This window comes from Arenimonas sp. MALMAid1274, from assembly GCF_049195245.1.
Taxonomy (GTDB): Bacteria; Pseudomonadota; Gammaproteobacteria; order Xanthomonadales; family Xanthomonadaceae; genus Arenimonas.
The window spans coordinates 237541-252302 of record NZ_JBMIRR010000027.1; the positions used below are offsets into that span (position 1 = coordinate 237541).

Below are 14762 nucleotides of genomic sequence, written 5' to 3' on the forward strand. Positions count from 1 at the left end.
CGCGGCTACACTGGCTGCCTGATCCGCCACGCAGGAACGTCCGCCCCATGGCCAAAGCCAAGACCGCCTATGTCTGCACCGATTGCGGCGCTTCGGCCAGCAAATGGCAGGGCCAGTGCGGCGAATGCGGCGCCTGGAACACGATGAGCGAATTCGTGGTCGAGCCCGCGTCCGCAGGCAAGGGCGGCGGCGCCACCCCGGCGCGCCAGGGCAGCTGGGCGGGCCGTCCGGAAGCGGCGGGCGTGGTCGCGCTCAAGGACGTCAGCCAGGACGCCGAGGTCCGCGTGTCCACCACCATCGGCGAGCTCGACCGCGTGCTCGGCGGCGGCCTGGTGGAAGGCTCGGTGGTGCTGGTGGGCGGTGACCCGGGCATCGGCAAGTCCACCCTGCTGCTGCAGGCGCTGGCGCTGATGTCGGCGCACGTGCCCGCGCTGTACGTCACCGGCGAGGAAAGCCTGGCGCAGGTGGCGGGCCGGGCCCAGCGCCTGGGCTTGCCGCTGGACAACCTGCATGCGCTGGCCGAAACCTGCGTGGAAAAGATCCTGGGCCAGGCGGCCGCAGCCAGGCCCGCGCCACGCCTGCTGGTGGCCGACTCGATCCAGACGCTGTGGAGTGAGCTGCTGACCGCCGCGCCGGGCTCGGTAAGCCAGGTGCGCGAGAGCGCCGCGCGGCTGGTGCGCTTCGCCAAGGAAACCGGCACCAGCGTGTTCCTGGTCGGCCACGTCACCAAGGAAGGCGGCATCGCCGGCCCGCGCGTGCTCGAGCACATGGTGGATGCGGTGCTTTATTTCGAAGGCGAGTCGGGCAGCCGCTTCCGCGTGCTGCGCGCCTTCAAGAACCGCTTCGGTGCGGTCAACGAGCTGGGCGTGTTCGCGATGGGCGACAAGGGCCTGCGCGAGGTGCCCAACCCTTCGGCGATCTTCCTCTCGGGCAGCAGCACGCCGCAGCCGGGCAGCGCGGTGATGGTCACGCGCGAAGGCACCCGGCCCTTGATGGTAGAGGTGCAGGCACTGGTGGACCAGAGCCCGCTGGCCAATCCGCGCCGCGTGGCGCTGGGCCTGGAACAGAACCGGCTGGCCATGCTGCTGGCGGTGCTGCACCGGCACGGCGGGGTCGGCGTGTTCGACCAGGACGTGTTCGTGAACGTGGTCGGCGGCATCCGCGTGCAGGAAACCGCGGCCGACCTGCCGGTGCTGCTGGCGGTGCTCAGCTCGCTGCGCGACAGGCCGCTGGCGGAAAAGACCGTGGCCTTCGGCGAGGTCGGCCTGAGCGGGGAGATCCGTCCGGTGCCCAACGGCGAGGAGCGCCTGAAGGAAGCTGCCACGCACGGGTTCCGGCGCGCCATCGTGCCCAAGGCCAATGCCCCCAAGAAGGGCACGTTCAAGGACATGGAAGTGATCGCGGTGGAGCGGCTGTCGGAGGCGATGGAGGCGGCGGCGGAATGAGCGCGGGCCTGGACCTGGATTTTGGCCCGGGTCGGATCCGCGACTGGGTCCGCAGTGATCGCGCCTCGCTGCTGCGCCATGCCGATGACGCGCGGGTGGCGCGGTTTCTTTCCGCACGGTTTCCGCATCCCTATCGCACGACGGATGCCGATGCCTGGTTCGATTTCCTGGCCGGCCAGCCCGAGCCGGAAGGCTGGGCCATCGAGGTGGACGGCCAGGCGGTCGGCGGCATCGGCGTGCGCCGCGGCGCCGGCGAATTCGCGCATTCCGGCGAGCTGGGTTACTGGCTGGGCGCCGCGTACTGGCGGCGCGGCATCGTGTCTGCCGCCGTGCGCGTGCTGGTGCCCGCCGTGATGGCGCGCTGGGACCTGGCGCGCGTCGGCGCCTACGCTGCCACCGCCAACATCGCGTCGATCCGGGTGCTGGAAGGCGCGGGCTTCGAGCGCGAAGGCGTGATGCAGGCGCGCTCCATCCGCGGCGGCGAGGTGCAGGACCACGTGGTGTTCGCGCGTATCGATCGCGCGCGGCTGGCCCGGCTCGCCCGCTAGGGCGCGGCGCGCGCGCCGGCTTCGGCCAGGCTGTTGCCGGACCAGACGATTTCAAACTCGCCGCAGTAGCCGGTGGGCCGGCACAGGTGGATGCCCACGTGCGCGTCCGGATCACGGCACAGGCCGTCAGCGGTGCAGGGGAAGCTGATGATCTGGCGACGTCCGGCACCCAGCGGAATTTCGACGGCGGCGCCCGCCATGGCGCGCTGGTCGCCGGTGGCGTCCAGTGGATTTTCGCGCAGCCCGGCGCGCGGCGTGGTCGAGACCGACACGTACGTCCACAGGTAGGCCAGCGGTTCGCGGGAGCGGTTTTCCAGCGCCAGCCGCACGATGCCGCTGGCCGCGTCGCGATCAAGCACCGTGACCTGCACCGCGCCGGGGTCCAGCGCGCGCTCGGGCGGCAGCGTGGCGCAGCCCGCCATCGGCAACAGCAGGCAGAGCGCCGCCAGCGCTTTCTTCATGCGCGCTGCAGCACCAGCTCGTAGACGTACTTGCTGCCGAAAAACGCCAGCAGCAGCAGCGCCATTGCCACCAGGGTGAGCTTGGCGGCGCGCGGGCCGCGCCAGCCCCAGCGCCAGCGGCCGAACAGCAGCAGGGCCAGCACGATCCAGGACAGGATGGACAGCACCGTCTTGTGGCCCAGGCCCTGGGCGAACAGGTCGTCCACGAACACCACGCCGGTGAGCAGGGTAAGGCTGAGCAGGGCGAAAGCGGCGCCGAGGCTGCGGAACAGCAGCGTCTCGACCTGGGTCAGCGGCGGCAGGATGCGCTGCCAGGCGCCCAGCTGGCGCTGGCGCAGGGCGCGCTCCTGGAACCACAGCATGATCGCGATCAGGGTGGCCACGGCCAGCGTGGAGTAGGCCAGCAGCGCCAGCAGTGCATGCAGCTTCAATGGCCAGCCCAGGTCTTCGCGGGGCTGGCCGCCGCCGAACACGGCGTAAGCCGCCAGCACCAGTGATGCCAGGGGAAAAACGAAGATGCCCAGGGCCTCGATGCGCTGGGCCGGGCCGAGCAGGGTAGTGAGCGCGGCCATGCCCAGGCCCACCAGGGACATCGCGGCGAAAAAATGCAGGTCCGGTCCGCCCAGCAGGCGCCACGCGACCAGGTGCAGCGCGGCGTGCAGCACCACGGCCGGCACCGCCGGGAGCAGCCACGTCCGGCTGTCGGGCCGCGCGCCGAACGGGCGCGTCGCCAGCTGGTGGCTGGCCAGCGCGTACAGGGTGATCGCGAACAGGCTGAGGGCAAGGGCGGGCATCGCCGGAGTTTGGCACAGGCGCCCGAAGGTGAGAACCATTCTCGACAAAGCCGGCCGTCGTGCGCCCCGCGCTATACTTCCGCCCCCCAGTGGCATGACACCAGACCCCATGTTCGAGTCCTTGACCCAGCGCCTGTCCGGCACCCTCCAGCGCCTGCGCGGCCGTGGCCGCCTCACCGAGGAAAACATCCGCGAGGCCACCCGCGAAGTGCGCATCGCCCTGCTCGAGGCCGACGTGGCGCTGCCCGTGGTGTCGGCGCTGATCGAGCGCATCAAGGTGCGCGCGGTCGGCCAGGAAGTGCTGACCAGCCTCACCCCCGGCCAGGCCCTGATCAAGGTCGTGCGCGACGAGATGGCGGCCGTGATGGGTTCGGCCGCCAGCGAGCTCAACCTCAATGTGCCGGCGCCGGCGATCATCCTGATGGCCGGCCTGCAGGGCGCGGGCAAGACCACCACGGTGGGCAAGCTCGCCAAGCACCTGAAGGAACGCAAGAAGAAGAAGGTGATGGTGGTCTCGGCCGACGTCTACCGCCCGGCCGCGATCGAGCAGCTGCGCACGCTGGCCCAGCAGGTGGACGTGCTGTTCTTCGCCTCCGATGCCTCGCAGAAGCCCGAGGACATCGTGCGCGCCGCGATTGCCGACGCGCGCAAGAGCTTCGTGGACGTGCTGATCGTCGACACCGCCGGCCGCCTGGCCATCGACGACGCGATGATGGCCGAGATCAAGGCCCTGCACGCGGCGGTGAATCCGGTCGAGACGCTGTTCGTGGTGGACGCCATGACCGGCCAGGACGCCGCCAACACCGCCAAGGCCTTCAGCGAGGCGCTGCCGCTGACCGGCGTGGTGCTGACCAAGACCGACGGCGACGCGCGCGGCGGCGCCGCGCTGAGCGTGCGCTACATCACCGGCAAGCCGATCAAGTTCGTGGGCGTGGGCGAGAAGCCCGACGGCCTGGATGTGTTCCACCCCGACCGCGCCGCCAGCCGCATCCTGGACATGGGCGACGTGCTCAGCCTGGTCGAGCAGGTCGAGCAGCAGGTGGACAAGGACAAGGCCCAGAAGCTGGCCGAGAAGGTCGCCAAGGGCAAGAAGTTCGACCTCAACGACATGCGCGACCAGCTCGAGCAGATGCAGAACATGGGCGGCCTGGCCGGCCTGATGGACAAGCTGCCGGGCATGGGCCAGATCCCGGACGACGTGAAGGCCAAGGTGACCGGCAAGGAAGTGCCGCGCATGGTGGCCATCATCGGCTCGATGACCAAGAAGGAACGGCGCAATCCGGGCCTGCTGAACGGGTCGCGCCGGGCCCGGATCGCCCGGGGCTCGGGCACCACCCCGGCCGACGTGAACAAGCTGCTCAAGCAGTTCCAGAACATGGAAAAGATGATGTCCAAGCTGTCCCAGGGCGGCATCAAGGGCATGATGCGGGGCATGAAGGGCCTGATGGGCGGCGGCATGCCCGGGCGCTTCCCGGGCCGCTGAGGCCGGGCGCCGGGCCCCCGATCCGGCCCCAAGGGTTTCCTTCGGGCGGACAAGGGGTTAGAATTCGCGATTCCCCCGGCCGGTTGCGGTCGGGCTTCCTGTTTCAGAACTGCATAAAGAGCGAATTCACATGGTCAAGATCCGTCTGGCCCGCGGTGGCGCCAAGAAGCGTCCCTTCTACCACATCGTCGTCACCGACCAGCGCAACAAGCGCGATGGCCGTTCGATCGAGCGCGTGGGTTACTACAACCCCATCGCCACGGCGACCGAGCAGCGCGTCGTGCTCGACACCGAGCGCGTCAAGCACTGGGTGTCCAACGGTGCGCAGCTGACCGACAAGGTCCGCGTGCTGTTCAAGGAAGTCTCGGCCCAGGCTTCGGCCTGAGCCTTCGGCCTCGCCCCGCGCGAGGCCTGATGCCATGAGCACCGATCGCCGCATCCTGCTGGGCAGGGTCGCCGGCGATTTCGGCGTCCGGGGGGAGCTCAAGCTGCTCTCCTGGACCGATCCCCGCGAGGCCATCTTCAGGTACCAGCCCTGGATCCTCCGCTCCGGTGACACCGAGCGCGAGGTCTCCGGCGTGCGCGGCCGCGACACCGGCAAGCTGGTGATCGCCACCTTCCCGGGCGTGGAAAACCGCGAGCAGGCCGAGGCGCTCAAGGGCGCCGAGATCTGGGTCACGCGCGACCGGCTGCCGCCGCCGCGGCCCGGCGAGTACTACTGGGTGGACCTGGAAGGCCTCGCCGTGCAGACGGTGGAAGGCGTGTCCCTGGGCACGGTGTCGCACCTGTTCGACACCGGCGCCAACCCGGTGATCGTGATCTCCGGCGAGCGCGAGCGGCTGGTGCCCTTCGTCACCGACACCTTCGTCAAATCCGTGGATTTCGAGGCCGGCCTGATCGTGGTCGACTGGGATCCCGACTTCTGAGCTGACGGCAGGAGCCGCCGTGCGCATCGACGTGGTCACCCTGTTTCCCGATTTCATCCGCGACAGCGCCGCGCTGGGCGTGGTGGGGCGCGCGCAGGAGCGCGGGCTGCTGGCCGTGCACGGCTGGAATCCGCGCGATTACGCCACCGATGCCTACCGCCGCGTGGACGACCGGCCGTTCGGCGGCGGGCCTGGCATGGTGATGCTGGCCGAACCGCTGTCGGCCTGCCTGGCCGCGGTGCGGGCGGCCGACCCGGCCGCGGCACCGGTGGTCTACCTCAGTCCCCAGGGCGCCCGCCTGACCCAGGCCAAGGTGCGGCAGCTGGCCGCGCAACCGCGGCTGGTGCTGCTCTGCGGCCGCTACGAAGGCCTGGACGAGCGCTTCATCGCCCGCGAGGTGGACGAGGAGCTGTCCATCGGCGACTACGTACTGTCGGGGGGCGAACTGGCCGCGGCCGTGGTCATCGATGCCGTCGGCCGGCTGCAGGAGGGCGCGCTGAACCACGCCGATTCCGCGCTGCAGGACAGCTTCGAGGACGGCCTGCTGGACTGCCCGCACTTCACCCGGTCCGAGGCCGAGGGCACCGGGGGCGTGCCGGCGGTGCTGATGTCCGGCGACCACGCGGCCATCCGCCGCTGGCGCCGCCAGCAGAGCCTGGGCCGGACCTGGCTGCGGCGCCCGGACCTGCTGGCCCGGGCCGGCCTGGACCGGGCCGACCGGGCCCTGCTCGAGCAGTTCATCACCCAGTGGCGGGCGGACCACCCGGCGGGCGGGTAACCCCTTCCCCTTCAAGGGCTTGGCAGGCTATACTTGCGAGCTGTTCCACCAAAGCCAAGCACGGTTACGGGCCTCTGGCGCGCATATCAAACAACTATCAAAGGCGTGTAACCATGAATTTCCTCCAGCAGTTCGAGCAAGAGCAGTCGCAGCGCAAGCTGCCCGATTTCGGCCCCGGCGACACCGTCGTGGTCAACGTGAAGGTCAAGGAAGGCAACCGCGAGCGCGTGCAGGCCTATGAAGGCGTGGTCATCGCGATCAAGAACGCCGGCCTCAACTCCGCCTTCACCGTGCGCAAGATTTCGCACGGTTTCGGCGTCGAGCGCGTGTTCCAGACGCACAGCCCGATCATCGACTCGGTGTCGGTGAAGCGCCGCGGCAAGGTCCGCGCCGGCAAGCTGTACTACCTGCGTGGCCTGGAAGGCAAGAAGGCGCGCATCAAGGAAGACCTGGGCGCGTCGCGTTCCAACGACTGACGTATCCTGGTTTCCACGCGAACGGCCGCCCCAGGGCGGCCGTTTTGCTTTCTGCGCCCGCGCCCCCATGAAAAGTCCGATGACCCGCACGAGACTGCCGCGATGAATCTCGCCCCGGACAGCGCTTCGGTGCGCCTGGACCTCTGGCTCTGGGCAGCACGCTTCTACAAGACCCGCGCCCTGGCCAAGGCTGCGATCGAAGGTGGCAAGGTGCACGTGCAAGGCCAGGGCGCCAAGCCCTCGCGCCTGCTCAAGACCGGCGAGACCCTGCGACTGCAGCGCGGCGAGGACGTCTTCGAAGTGCAGGTGCTGGCGCTCAGCGGCAAGCGCGGGCCGGCCTCCGCCGCGGCCCTGCTGTATTCGGAATCGGATGAGTCGCGTGAAACCCGCCTGCGCCTGGCCGCCGAACGGCGTGCCGCCAACGCCGGTTACCGCGCCCCCGCCGGAAAACCCGACAAGCGCGCCCGCCGGCTGATCCAGGCGCTGGGCGACCTCGACGCACTCTGAGCGCGGCTGCCCTACACTCCGTCGCCAGGGCCATGGGGGATACGATGCAGCTGCGAAACGTCACGCAAGCACTCAGGAATCGCGACTGGTCGTCGGTGGCGATGGAGATCCTCATCGTCGTGGTCGGCGTGATCATTGCGCTGCAGGTGAGCAACTGGAACGAGGAGCGCAAGGAGGCGCAGCGCGCCGAGGGCTACCTGCTGCGCATGCAGAACGAACTGCGCGCCGATGCGGCGCGCCTGGCGACCATGACCCGGCTGTGGCAGGCGGTGAACGCCGAGGGCCGCGCGGCCCTGGCGCACGCCGAGAAGGGCACGCTGCACGAGGGCTCGGCCTGGAAAACGCTTCGCGCCTATTACCAGGCCAGCCAGATCTGGCCCTACCGCATGGACGACACCACCATCCAGGAGCTGCGCGCCAGCGGCGAGTTCGGCCTGATCCGCGATCCGGAGCTGCGGGCGCTGATATCGCACCACTACGCCGGCAATGCCGGCGGCGCGATCGAGGAAGTGCTGGGCGTGGTCCCCGCCTACCGCGAGCAGGTGCGCGGCATGACGCCCTGGGCCATCCAGGAATACCTGTGGGCCAACTGCTACGCCAGCGCCTCGGAATCCCAGGAACTGGTGGATTGCCCCTCGCCGGTTTCCGAAGCGGAGGCGCTGGCCGTGCTGGAAGAGTTCCGGACGTCGCCGTCCCTGCTGCGCCACCTGCGCTTCTGGATCGCCACCAACGGGCTGGCCATCACCCTGTCCGCCGGGCTGCAGCGCGAAGCGGGCGAGCTGGCCGACATCATCGAGCAGCGCGAACGCTAGTGGCGTGCGTGCCCCGCATCGCCGGGGTGGACGTCACGGCATCAGCTTGAGGCGATACAGCGCTTCCAGCGCCTGCTTGGGCGTCAGCTCGTCCGGATCGATCGCCGCCAGCGCCTCCAGCGCCGGCGAGCGCGCGGGTGCGAACAGCCCGAACTGCAGCGGCGAATCCAGTGCCGCGGGCGTCGAAGCGGCGGCCGCCTGCGGGGCACCACGCTGCTCGAGTTCGGCCAGCGTGCGCCGCGCCTGCTCCACCACCGCGCGCGGCAGGCCGGCCAGCGCCGCCACCTGCAGGCCGAAGCTGCGGTTGGCGGGCCCGTCCTTCACCGCATGCATGAACACCAGTTTGTCGCCGTGCTCGACGGCGTCCAGATGCACGTTGGCGATGCCGCTGCCGGGCTCGGCCAGGGCGGTGAGCTCGAAGTAGTGCGTGGCGAACAGCGTGCGCGCGCGGTTGTGCTGCGCCAGGTGGCGCGCGCAGGCCTCGGCCAGCGCCAGGCCGTCGTAGGTGGACGTGCCGCGCCCGATCTCGTCCATCAGCACCAGCGACTGCGCCGTGGCGTGGTGCAGGATGTAGCTGGTCTCGGCCATCTCGACCATGAAGGTGGACTGGCCGCGCGCCAGGTCGTCGCCGGCGCCGATGCGGGTAAGGATGCGGTCGACCGGCCCGATCACCGCGCGACTCGCGGGCACGAAGCTGCCGATGTGGGCCAGCAGCACGATCAGCGCGTTCTGGCGCATGTAGGTGGACTTGCCGCCCATGTTCGGGCCGGTGATCACCAGCATGCGGCGGTCGTCGTCCAGCACCAGGTCGTTGGGTTCGAAGGGTTCGCTGCGCACGGCCTCGACCACCGGATGGCGGCCGCGCTCGATGCGCAGGCCGGGCGCGTCCGTGAGTTCGGGGCAGGACCAGTCCAGCGCCTGCGCGCGTTCGGCGAAGGCCGCCAGCACGTCCAGTTCGGACAGCGCCGCCGCGCAGCGCTTCAGGGGCTCCAGGCGCAGGTTGAGTGCGTCGAGCAGCCCTTCCCAGAGCAGTTTTTCGCGGCTCAGTGCCCGGTCGCGCGCGCTGAGCACCTTGTCCTCGAAGTTCTTCAGCTCCTCGGTGATGTAGCGCTCGGCGCCGGTCAGCGTCTGCCGGCGGGTGTAGTGGGTCGGCGCGCGTTCGGACTGGCCCTTGCTGATCTCGATGAAATAGCCGTGCACGCGGTTGTAGCCGACCTTGAGCGTGGCGATGCCGGTGGCGGCGCGTTCGCGCGCTTCCAGCTCGACCAGGAACTGGTCGGCATTCGTGGACAGGGTGCGCAGCTCGTCCAGGTCGGCATCGAAGCCGGGCGCGATGACGCCGCCGTCGCGCAGCAGCGCTGGCGGCTGGGGCAGGATGGCGGCCGCCAGCATGGCGGCGTCTTCGGCATGCTCGCCGAGTTCGCCCGACAGCGCCTGCAGCCGCGGGGAGTCCAGCGGTGCGAGCAGCGTTCGCAGGTCCGGCAGCAGGGCCAGGCCGTCGCGCAGCGTGGACAGGTCGCGCGGGCGCGCCGAACGCAGCGCCACCCGCGACAGGATGCGTTCCAGGTCGCCCAGCCCGCGGAAGCGTTCGCGCAGGGGCTCGCAGGCCGCCTGGCCGATCAGGGTCTGCACCGCGTGGTGGCGTTCGCCGAGCACGCGCCGGTCGCGCAGCGGGCGGTTGAGCCAGCGCCGCAGCAGGCGGCCGCCCATCGGGCTGACGCTGGAGTCGAGCACGCCAAGCAGCGTGTGCTCGATGCGGCCATCGGTGCGGCTGTCGAGTTCAAGGTGACGGCGCGTGGCGGCGTTGAGCACGATGCCGTCGTCGGTGGACTCGAACGCGATCGCGGTCAGGTGCGGCAGCCGCTGCTTCTGGGTTTCCTCGACGTAGGCGAGCAGGGCACCCGCCGCGCCCACGGCCAGGGTCTTGTCCTCCAGGCCGAAGCCGGTGAGGTCGTGCAGCTGGAAAAAGCGCAGCAGCTGGCGTCGGCAGGCATCGGCCTCGAAGCCCCAGGGCGGTCGGCGCCGAAGGCCGGGCAGGGCCAGCACGCCCGCCGGCCAGCCATCCTCGTCCGGCAGCAGCAGCTCGGCCGGATCGAGCCGTGAAAGCTCGGCCGCGAGCTGGTCTTCGGTCGCCACTTCCGAAACGAGGAAGCGGCCGCCCGCCAGGTCGGCCCAGGCCAGGCCGAAACCGCCACGGCCGCGCGACACCGCCATCAGCAGCGTGTCGCGGCGTTCCTGCAGCAGGGCTTCGTCGGTCACCGTGCCCGGCGTGACGATGCGCACCACCTTGCGTTCGACCAGGCCCTTGGCCAGGGCGGGGTCGCCGATCTGCTCGCAGATGGCCACCGATTCGCCCAGCGCCACCAGCCGGGCCAGGTAGCCTTCCATCGCGTGCACGGGCACGCCCGCCATCGGGATCGGCGCGCCGGCCGAGGCGCCGCGCTGGGTCAGGGTGATGTCGAGCAGGCGAGCCGCCTTGCGGGCGTCGTCGTAGAAGAGCTCGTAGAAGTCGCCCATGCGGAAGAACAGCAGGATGTCGGGGTGCTCCGCCTTGGCGGCGAAGAACTGCTTCATCAGTGGCGTGTGTTCGCCAGACGCCTTGCTCTGGCGCGGTTGTTCAGCGTTATCAGTCATTTAGTGCGTTTCGTGCCAGGCAGAAGTGAGGGCGGTTGGGAGTGCTCGGGAGTGTTCGGGAGCGTGAAATGTAGCCACCATGTAGCCAGATCCACAGATGCCTCAAGAAGTGGCATGATTTGGCTACAAACGCCGGGACGGGCGGTTTGGACGTAGCCAACAGAGGAGGGCGATCCCGTGGGTTTCAAGCTCGTATTCACCGAAGAGCAACTCCGACAGCTTCGCAGCAGCCAGCGGCCGAAGCTAGACAGCGAGGGCCAGCCGGTTCTCTCGCGGGGCAAAGCCACCCTGGAGCCCAACCCCGACGGGGCCCCGTGGCGGTGCCTAGTGGGCAACGACGGGGCGCCCAAGGGCTTCGGTATTTACGTGGGCAAGACCAAGGCGACTTACGAGGTCCAGCGGCGCATCAACGGCCGGGTGATGCGGTTCACCATCGGGGACGCCGGGGAACTCTCGCTCGAGGCGGCCCAGCTCCGCGCCCTGGAGCTGATGGTTCAGTCCAAGAAGAAGGACGCCCACCCCCGGGTGGTTCAGCGCGACGAACTGTCCACGCAGGCCATCCGCCGGCTGACCGTCAACGGCGCGATCGAGCTCTACCACGACATGCTGGCACGCCGCGCCCGCCCGGCCAGGGAGGGCACCCTCAAGATGCTCAAGAACGCGAAGGCGCGGCTGGACCGTCCCGAGGTCGGCCTGGGCCAGGTAGCCCTCAAGGACCTGGCGGAAGCGCAGGTGATCACCGCGTTCGAGGCCACGCGCCTGTCCGCGGCGCTTCGGTCGAACCGCCTCACTGGGCCGATCAAGCTGTATATGAAGAGCGTGCAGCGGGTCGAACTCACGGACGACGAACTGCGCCAGCTGGGGGTCAAGAGCGATGCGATGCGAGAACGCATCCGCGCCGCGGGCGTGAGCGCGGCTGAGCAGACCTTTGCCAGCGCTTCCCGCGCCGTGCGCTACGTCCTGGACAAGGAAGCCCGCCAGGCCAAGAGCGCCAACCGCCCTCCCTTGCTGGTCGGCAACGACTTCCAGGTGCTCTGGGAAGAAGGCCGTATGCGGGACGCGAAGGCGCTGCAGGACTATTACCAGAAGGCCCGGGTCCGCAACCCGCTGGGTCAGGAGGACAACACCCTGGGCCAGGCCATCGAATACTTGTGGGGCCGGCGCGTCGCCCAGAAGGGCCAGAACGAAAGCGGCGTCTATTACTTGCTGACCACGCTGTTCCTTGGCGCCCGCCGAAACGAGACGGCGCAACTGGCCTGGTATGACCGCGTGCCCGAAGACCAGCGTCAGAACGTGTCCTGGGTGTGGCTCGACAGCATGGATCCGGCGGCGAAGCGGGAAGGGCGGCCCGCGATCAATCCCACGACGAAAAAGACCGGTCCCCAGGTGCTGTTTGCGAAGACCAAGAACCGCCGCGACCACAACATGCCACTGGGGCCGTTCTCGGTCGCCCTTCTCCGGCAACGGTTCGAGCGGCGGCTGCCCGAAGACGACGCACGGGCCCGCTGGGTGTATCCCGCGCGCAGCCAGCGCGCCAAGGACGGCCACTACAAGGACAGCAAGGCGATCATGCGCGGGCTGGGGAACCAACTGCCGGTCGAGTTCGGGCCCACGCCCCACGACCTGCGCCGCACCCTGGGGCGCTACGCGGGCAAGCTCCAGATCCCCGACCGCATCACCAGCCGCCTGTTCAATCACCTGCCGCCCCGCGCGGAGGATGAAGACGCGGGCTCCAAGTCGTCCCAGCGCTACCAGGAGCCGGAGTGGACCGAGCTTCAGGAAGCGTTGCAGCGGGTGGAGAAGCTGATGGCATCCAGCGCCCCGGCGTTCTTCAACGAACTGGCCCCGGCGGACTGGCCCCCGCTCCCGGTTGTCCCGCGCAAGTAGCCGCCGATACACTGGGCCATGGACGGCTCCTTCACCCTTCAACGCGACCCCGACGCAGCGTCGCCCCCGCCAGACAAGGCGGCGTGGCAGCAAGAGATCACCGACGCCAAGGCGGGCAACCCGCCCAGCGTCAGCACGCACGCGGCAGCCTTCTACCTGGGCGTCCACTACAAGACCTTCCTGGCCTGGGTCCGCAGCGGCTGCGGGCCCGACCCCATCAAGAACCCCGTCCGGCCCGGCACCACGGCGCGCAACCAGCGCATGCGGTTCACGCTTGAGGCGCTCGACGCCTTCCAGCAGTCGCGCACGGGTAGCGTCATCACCCGCGGCATGCGCACCGACACCGAGCGGGTCCAGCGCGAGACCGAACGCATCCAGGCGGCCATAGACTTGAAGGCCGCCCAGGACCAGCTTGCGAAGGCCCGGGAGCGCGCCAAGCGCCACGGCATCGTCTGCTTCCTCGTGTTGGCTGACACCGTTGAGGTCCAGCCCTGGGCGCGGATTGACGACCGGCTGGTCGGGCACGCGTGGGTGGTGGACGACGCTGACTTTGACGCGGCCGGCGACGACCTGGTGGAGGCGACCCTAGAGGAAGCCTTGGCCATGCCGTGGGCCAGTGAAGCGGCCCGGGCTCCCTACGCCACCGCGTTCGATAACGTCCTCGGGAAGATCGAAACCGCGCTGGCCGCGGGCCGCGCTCGCCAGCGTGCGCAGGACTTGGAAAACAACATGGGGGAGGCGCCGTCGAAAACGGAGCCCCCGCGGTTCGCGCCGACCGGTGGCCGGCTCTGAGCCGCGATCCCGACATCATGGGTGTGCCCGCGCGCCGTGGGCGCCCGAAGCGGGATCCCTTGGCGCCGCCCGCGCTGAGCAAGAAACATGAGCGTGAGCTGGCCGATGCCGAGGCGGGCAAGCTCGAATGGGTGAGCCCGGCGGTCGCGGCGCACATGCTGGGGATCACGCCCGATGCGCTGGCCAAGCGCCGCAAGCAAGGCAGCGAGGAAACGCCGACATGGAAGCAAGCCAAGGAAGACGGGAAGGTCTTCTATCGGTGGGACTACTTCCACCGCATCCAGCCGGCTCAAAAGAGCGAGCTCGACCTGTTGAAACAGAAGGTCGCTTCGCTCGAGGCCAAAAAGAGCGAGAACGACCTGTTGAAACAGAAGGTCGCTTCGCTCGAGGCCAAGTTGGATGAGCTGCTGCGCAGGAGAGGGATGTCCCTGTTGGCCTTGAACACCATGGCGTTGTGGGCCGTGAATGCCGACGACCTCGTAGTGGGCCACGCCGCGGTCTCTGAAGGCATGGGATTGGTCGGCTACACCTGGCTGGAGGCCCTGGCAGCGCCGTGGGTCAGCGAAGGGGCGAGGCACCCATACGATGCCGCAGTGGTTGGCTTGCTGAACGAAGCCCGCCTGCACCCCTCAGCGGCTCACAACTAAAAACTCAGAAAACAAAAGCCCGCGTTTCGCGGGCTTTTTGCTAACAGCCAGGCCAAAAAGTCAGAAAGTTTCTGACCCGGCAGTTAGGCCGCCCTCTTGCGCGCTTGCTCATGATCCCCCTCGCACACCACGGTGCGAACTCGGAGTTTTCCCATGAGCAATAACTCGACCCGCGTCGGCCCCAGCGGCTCGCCGGACCAGCCGCACCATCGCGCCGACGCAGGCGCTTCCTCTGACGAGCGCAATCACGCACAGGGCTCGCACGCAGGTGCGGACCACCAGGACGTGTATGAGGCTTTGATGGCAATGGCAGCCTCCCAAGGCATGCGCGAAGCCGGGTTGGGCGAGGCGTTCGCCCGGCAGATGGCTCGCAACTGCCAGAAGTTCGAAAGCTTGCCTGCCAGCGCGCAGCGAGAGATTTTCGAGCAGTTTGGCGACCAGGCCCAGGCGTTGTCGGAGCTTGAAACCCGCCGCCTGCATAGCGTTGAGCGCAGCCAGGCGTTGGTTCGCTGGCTGCAGGGCGTCAACTTGTTGCTGGCGATGCAGGGCAGGGGGGGTTGACCATCTGACGC

General features: G+C 69.2%; 16 protein-coding genes. 13 read left to right on the top strand and 3 right to left on the bottom strand.

Annotation, left to right across the window (positions count from 1 at the left end; genetic code table 11):
* Positions 1 to 47: 47 nt before the first annotated feature.
* The gene (gene radA / locus ACOQFR_RS09495) at positions 48 to 1445 is read left to right on the top strand and encodes a DNA repair protein RadA (protein WP_421381266.1); all 1398 of its coding nucleotides are present in this window, start codon (positions 48 to 50) and stop codon (positions 1443 to 1445) included.
* A complete protein-coding gene (locus tag ACOQFR_RS09500) occupies positions 1442 to 1993 on the top strand; it encodes a GNAT family N-acetyltransferase (protein ID WP_421381268.1) in 552 nt (183 codons plus the stop codon). Before radA ends, ACOQFR_RS09500 begins: the two co-directional genes overlap by 4 nt.
* Here the strand turns inward: ACOQFR_RS09500 and ACOQFR_RS09505 are convergent.
* Positions 1990 to 2454 (bottom strand): hypothetical protein, encoded by a 465-nt coding sequence (locus tag ACOQFR_RS09505; RefSeq protein ID WP_421381270.1) that lies wholly within the window; start codon positions 2452 to 2454, stop codon positions 1990 to 1992. The genes ACOQFR_RS09500 and ACOQFR_RS09505 overlap by 4 nt on opposite strands.
* Entirely contained in the window at positions 2451 to 3248 is a 798-nt protein-coding gene (locus tag ACOQFR_RS09510) for a cytochrome C assembly family protein (RefSeq protein ID WP_421381272.1), read from the bottom strand. The genes ACOQFR_RS09505 and ACOQFR_RS09510 overlap by 4 nt, the downstream gene beginning before the upstream one ends.
* Before the next feature lie 109 nt (positions 3249 to 3357).
* Between ACOQFR_RS09510 and ffh the strand changes: the two genes are divergently transcribed.
* From ffh to ACOQFR_RS09545, 7 genes are all read left to right on the top strand, one after another.
* Complete coding sequence (gene ffh, locus ACOQFR_RS09515) at positions 3358 to 4731, top strand: signal recognition particle protein (RefSeq protein WP_421381274.1); 1374 nt, start codon at positions 3358 to 3360, stop codon at positions 4729 to 4731.
* A 130-nt stretch (positions 4732 to 4861) separates the two neighbouring features.
* Positions 4862 to 5116 carry a 30S ribosomal protein S16 gene (rpsP, locus tag ACOQFR_RS09520; RefSeq protein WP_421381276.1) on the top strand — a complete coding sequence of 85 codons (255 nt, stop codon included), beginning with the start codon at positions 4862 to 4864 and terminating at the stop codon, positions 5114 to 5116.
* Between the two features lie 34 nt (positions 5117 to 5150).
* Positions 5151 to 5657 (top strand): ribosome maturation factor RimM, encoded by a 507-nt coding sequence (gene rimM / locus ACOQFR_RS09525; protein ID WP_421381278.1) that lies wholly within the window; start codon positions 5151 to 5153, stop codon positions 5655 to 5657.
* Between the two features lie 19 nt (positions 5658 to 5676).
* A complete protein-coding gene (gene trmD, locus ACOQFR_RS09530) occupies positions 5677 to 6435 on the top strand; it encodes a tRNA (guanosine(37)-N1)-methyltransferase TrmD (protein WP_421381280.1) in 759 nt (252 codons plus the stop codon).
* Positions 6436 to 6548: 113 nt separating this feature from the next.
* Positions 6549 to 6911, top strand: a complete 363-nt coding sequence (rplS, locus tag ACOQFR_RS09535) for a 50S ribosomal protein L19 (RefSeq protein ID WP_421381282.1) — start codon at positions 6549 to 6551, stop codon at positions 6909 to 6911.
* A 102-nt stretch (positions 6912 to 7013) separates the two neighbouring features.
* Positions 7014 to 7418, top strand: coding sequence for an RNA-binding S4 domain-containing protein (locus ACOQFR_RS09540; protein ID WP_421381284.1), 405 nt, complete (start codon positions 7014 to 7016; stop codon positions 7416 to 7418).
* A gap of 44 nt (positions 7419 to 7462) precedes the next feature.
* The gene (locus tag ACOQFR_RS09545; protein WP_421381286.1) at positions 7463 to 8230 is read left to right on the top strand and encodes a DUF6090 family protein; all 768 of its coding nucleotides are present in this window, start codon (positions 7463 to 7465) and stop codon (positions 8228 to 8230) included.
* Positions 8231 to 8263: 33 nt separating this feature from the next.
* Here the strand turns inward: ACOQFR_RS09545 and mutS are convergent, their stop codons facing one another.
* On the bottom strand, positions 8264 to 10864 hold the full coding sequence (mutS, locus tag ACOQFR_RS09550) for a DNA mismatch repair protein MutS (RefSeq protein WP_421381288.1): 2601 nt from the start codon (positions 10862 to 10864) through the stop codon (positions 8264 to 8266).
* 177 nt (positions 10865 to 11041) lie between these two features.
* Between mutS and ACOQFR_RS09555 the strand changes: the two genes are divergently transcribed.
* The 4 genes from ACOQFR_RS09555 to ACOQFR_RS09570 all read left to right on the top strand — a co-directional run bounded on the left by ACOQFR_RS09555 (position 11042) and on the right by ACOQFR_RS09570 (position 14751).
* Positions 11042 to 12751, top strand: coding sequence for a hypothetical protein (locus ACOQFR_RS09555; RefSeq protein ID WP_421381290.1), 1710 nt, complete (start codon positions 11042 to 11044; stop codon positions 12749 to 12751).
* Between the two features lie 18 nt (positions 12752 to 12769).
* Positions 12770 to 13543: a hypothetical protein gene (locus ACOQFR_RS09560; protein WP_421381292.1), complete on the top strand. Its 774-nt coding sequence runs from the start codon at positions 12770 to 12772 to the stop codon at positions 13541 to 13543.
* Between the two features lie 59 nt (positions 13544 to 13602).
* Positions 13603 to 14190 carry a hypothetical protein gene (locus ACOQFR_RS09565; RefSeq protein ID WP_421381294.1) on the top strand — a complete coding sequence of 196 codons (588 nt, stop codon included), beginning with the start codon at positions 13603 to 13605 and terminating at the stop codon, positions 14188 to 14190.
* 153 nt (positions 14191 to 14343) lie between these two features.
* Positions 14344 to 14751, top strand: a complete 408-nt coding sequence (locus ACOQFR_RS09570) for a hypothetical protein (protein WP_421381296.1) — start codon at positions 14344 to 14346, stop codon at positions 14749 to 14751.
* Positions 14752 to 14762 lie beyond the last annotated feature (11 nt).

What these genes read in the sequence shown, in the direction of transcription:
- radA (WP_421381266.1), top strand. Translation starts at nt 48, where the DNA reads ATGGCCAAAGCCAAGACCGCCTATGTCTGCACCGATTGCGGCGCTTCG.
- ACOQFR_RS09500 (WP_421381268.1), top strand. Translation starts at nt 1,442, where the DNA reads ATGAGCGCGGGCCTGGACCTGGATTTTGGCCCGGGTCGGATCCGCGAC.
- ACOQFR_RS09505 (WP_421381270.1), bottom strand. Translation starts at nt 2,454, where the DNA reads ATGAAGAAAGCGCTGGCGGCGCTCTGCCTGCTGTTGCCGATGGCGGGC.
- ACOQFR_RS09510 (WP_421381272.1), bottom strand. Translation starts at nt 3,248, where the DNA reads ATGCCCGCCCTTGCCCTCAGCCTGTTCGCGATCACCCTGTACGCGCTG.
- ffh (WP_421381274.1), top strand. Translation starts at nt 3,358, where the DNA reads ATGTTCGAGTCCTTGACCCAGCGCCTGTCCGGCACCCTCCAGCGCCTG.
- rpsP (WP_421381276.1), top strand. Translation starts at nt 4,862, where the DNA reads ATGGTCAAGATCCGTCTGGCCCGCGGTGGCGCCAAGAAGCGTCCCTTC.
- rimM (WP_421381278.1), top strand. Translation starts at nt 5,151, where the DNA reads ATGAGCACCGATCGCCGCATCCTGCTGGGCAGGGTCGCCGGCGATTTC.
- rplS (WP_421381282.1), top strand. Translation starts at nt 6,549, where the DNA reads ATGAATTTCCTCCAGCAGTTCGAGCAAGAGCAGTCGCAGCGCAAGCTG.
- ACOQFR_RS09540 (WP_421381284.1), top strand. Translation starts at nt 7,014, where the DNA reads ATGAATCTCGCCCCGGACAGCGCTTCGGTGCGCCTGGACCTCTGGCTC.
- ACOQFR_RS09545 (WP_421381286.1), top strand. Translation starts at nt 7,463, where the DNA reads ATGCAGCTGCGAAACGTCACGCAAGCACTCAGGAATCGCGACTGGTCG.
- mutS (WP_421381288.1), bottom strand. Translation starts at nt 10,864, where the DNA reads ATGACTGATAACGCTGAACAACCGCGCCAGAGCAAGGCGTCTGGCGAA.
- ACOQFR_RS09560 (WP_421381292.1), top strand. Translation starts at nt 12,770, where the DNA reads ATGGACGGCTCCTTCACCCTTCAACGCGACCCCGACGCAGCGTCGCCC.
- ACOQFR_RS09570 (WP_421381296.1), top strand. Translation starts at nt 14,344, where the DNA reads ATGAGCAATAACTCGACCCGCGTCGGCCCCAGCGGCTCGCCGGACCAG.